This is a genomic window from Mycobacterium sp. SMC-17, assembly GCF_045310915.1.
Lineage (GTDB): Bacteria > Actinomycetota > Actinomycetes > Mycobacteriales > Mycobacteriaceae > Mycobacterium.
Window position 1 is genome coordinate 1 of record NZ_JBJIAK010000117.1, and the last position, 3,191, is coordinate 3,191.

General features: G+C 61.4%; 2 protein-coding genes. One reads left to right on the forward strand and one right to left on the reverse strand.

Annotation, left to right across the window (positions count from 1 at the left end):
- Positions 1–408: 408 nt before the first annotated feature.
- Positions 409–840 (forward strand): hypothetical protein, encoded by a 432-nt coding sequence (locus ACJH7A_RS30160; RefSeq protein ID WP_406803288.1) that lies wholly within the window; start codon positions 409–411, stop codon positions 838–840.
- A 380-nt stretch (positions 841–1,220) separates the two neighbouring features.
- On the opposite strand, the gene ACJH7A_RS30165 is transcribed toward ACJH7A_RS30160, so the two are convergent.
- Positions 1,221–2,225: an MCE family protein gene (locus tag ACJH7A_RS30165; protein WP_406803289.1), complete on the reverse strand. Its 1,005-nt coding sequence runs from the start codon at positions 2,223–2,225 to the stop codon at positions 1,221–1,223.
- Between the last annotated feature and the right edge of the window lie 966 nt (positions 2,226–3,191).

The following is a 3,191-nucleotide window of genomic DNA, read 5'->3' on the forward strand; positions in this document are numbered from 1 at the left end:
CGCATCGTCGGCCAGGGCCTGACCCTGCGCCCGACCCGCCACCGATTCACCGTGGCCGGCCAAGAGCTCTACACCTGCGGAAGCCTGCCGCGGAGTGTCATCGAGAGCGAAGCCGTCGGACCGCCGAAACGAGCCGCCTGTCTATGAGTTTGCTTAACGTTGCATTCACCGGCCGTACATCGTCCATATACTCTCAATTAACGTCAAGACTGCCGGGAACCCATAGTCTCAATCAGACGCGTCGAACAAGCCTGTCGGGCAAGACATTTCCAGCGAGACTTGCCGATCCAAACGCTCAGCGGGCCGGCAGTGCGCGCAAATGCGGCCAGATGAAATATTTCGATTTCCGTTAATTTTAGGGAAACGGTAGATAGACTGCCGTTGAATTACACTACGGGGAGGATCGGTATGGTGAAGCGCCGTTTGGTAACGACGATCGTGGCTGCGAGCGTTGTCTTGGCAGGTGGCGCAGCCGCTACGGCTTGGGCGGGGGGTCCACCTGGTTTCGTCCAGGATCTGGACGACGTCTCGGTGGCGGTCGGCACAGGCGAATTCGAAGGCGCACTGGTTGGTTTCACCGCAACCGGCGACACCAACGATGAGGCTTCGGCGGCAGTCATCGCGGCATGCACCGCAGCTGGTGGAGTTGAGTGCACCAGCGATGAGGTGACCAATGATCGCCTCTGCATCGTGTCTGTGGGCGACGGTGTCACCCATGTCGTCAGTGGCGGCGCCGGCGTGACTGTCGAGGCGGCTCGTGACGATGCCTTCAACCGCGCCGCGGCCGCGGGTACGCCTCTCGGGGCGGACTCCACCACTGTCGTATCGGCATGCCCCTGATGAGCGCGCGCATGTCAGCGCGTACCGCGCACATCCATGTTGGTAATGCGACCGAGGGGAATGGACACATGCCGGGTCGACGCAAGGCAGCGTTGTTGATGGTGAGTTTGGCTGCAGCGGCAGGTATTTCAGCCCCCGTCGCCAATGCTCGCCCGACGTGCCAAGACACCTTTGCAAAAACCATCTGCTCGACGAACGGCAGCACGTCGATCAAGGCCCGGCCGGGTACTGTCGCGCCGCCCGCCAACCAACCCATGATGCCGTGGTTCGGTATGCCAGGCAGGCGTCGCTGACGGCGAACGGTGACCCGCCCGCTTCGGGCGGGTCACCTCGCGGCTCGGATCGTAGCTGCCACAATGAAACTCAGTGCACATCAGCCGTCACGGGTTGATGGTGTTCTCCCCTAGCTGACGACCCCAGACGTAGTCGACGACGACCGGCGAGTTGAGTCCGAAGTGGTTGTAGGGTGCGATGGACGCACCGGTGTCCATGACCAGATACGGCATCGGAAGAATGTCTTTGGTCACCTGCCAGCAGCCCGGCCGGCCCATCGGACCGCCCGAGGCGTTGATCCGCGGCAGATTGTCCGGGTACACATAGGGATTCGCGGCCCCAACCAATGTGCCTGGACCCTCCAGTGAGTAGCCGTTGCCACCGATCGCCTTCGCCAACGCCGGCCCTGCTCTTACGACGCCCCTGAGCGTGCAGTCGAATTCGGGACTGTATTCGTTCAACAGCTCCGCCGTGGGCCGCAGATCCTGTGCACCACGGACGAGGTACGGACCACCGCGTTCGAAGTTGTCGGCGACGGTATCGGCGTATCCAACCGAGGCCAGCAAGGCCCGGTCCAGATTCTCGCGCTCGCTGTTGATGGTGCGCTCGGCGGCAACCGCACTCTTCAGACCATTCCACAGGTCAGGTGAGGCATTCGCGTACGTCTCCGCCAGGTCGGCGATGGCCACGGTGTCGTGTCGGAACGAGGGCGTCCGGGCGATCAAGTCGGCCAGAATGTCGTTGCCCTCGACCAAGGATTGCCCGAACTCGTCGCCGAGTCCGTCGAGTGCCTGCGCTGCGGCGGTCAGCGTGGCGTTCACTTTGATGGGGTCGATCTGTTCCGAGATGGCGGTGATGGTCTCGAACAAAGTGTTGAATTCGGTTGTGACTCCGATGGCGTCGATCTGTTCGCCGGCCCGTAGTCGCTGTGGCGACGGATCCAGCGGTGACGCGAAGGCGACGTACTTGTTGCCGAACGCCGTCGTGGCAAGCGGGATCTGGATGGCCTGCGCAGGTACTTGCCCGAACCGCCGTGAACTCCGTTGTGTGACAACAAGTTCGGTGTCCGGACTCTTTTGCTCATCGGTATCAGGCCGGTAGGCGAGAGCCACACGACCATGGGGTGATTCAGCGGGTGTACGTCCATGCTTTAATTGACATAATTAGATATTATCGGCGTTTTGGTATTGATTGGTGACGACGGCTCGGCCCGGACTCAGCGGATCACGTGCCATCTCATCGGTCGGCTTCTGGTGGTCCCGACGCCGTCTGGGCGTGCGCACTTCACGGGGCGCCGGCAGGAACCCCGACGAGACACGACTCCACGTCTGGCCACAAAACTGGCCCGGAGCGTCGGTGCCTCGATTACGCGCCGGGCGGGCCGTCGTACCGCCAACACGGCAGCCCCGACCACGCTCGCGGACCGGCCGCTCCACTGGACCAATTTGTCACAGTGACGTTTTAACCATGCCTCGCACGGTGCGCGAATATCGCTGCAGCGCGCAACTTTTCGATCTGGAGTTGTCCGTTCTCATTGAATCTGGGGCACATTTACTAGTCTGACCTGCATTGCCCCAGATTGGATGAGAATTTCGATCGCGACGTTTCTCATTGAATCTGGGGCTACCCTGCTTCCGCGCCCGGCTGCGAGCGCAGCAGGGTAGCCGGAATGGTCTCCTGTCGATTCCGTTGGCTCGGGTACGTCTTCGGTATAACTACTGTGATCGTGTCTCTCGTGACACACGATCATGATTCTGTGGTGCGCTCGCTCGTGTTGGTAGTTCGGGTGCCGGCTGCGGCCTTTGAGCACCTTGGCCACCGCCCGTTTTAGATTGTCATAGCGGATACGGGCCGGGACATCACCAAAGTGGTTGAACGCCAACACATGCCGATGCAGGAGCGCCTCCTGGCCCTGAGTGGTGAAGTTGCTCCGAGCTAGAGGGCGAACGCTCCGCCTTTGATGAGGATGAGGGCCCCGATTGTGATCAGTGCAACGGGCAGAAGAGTAATTGTCAATACCTGTGGATTGGTGTTTTTCAGGCGACCTCCGTTCCGGTCGGGGTGGCCGGGTTGTCGGC

Bases quoted from the DNA above. Each gene is read 5' to 3' on its own strand.
- ACJH7A_RS30160 (WP_406803288.1), top strand. From the start codon at position 409: ATGGTGAAGCGCCGTTTGGTAACGACGATCGTGGCTGCGAGCGTTGTC.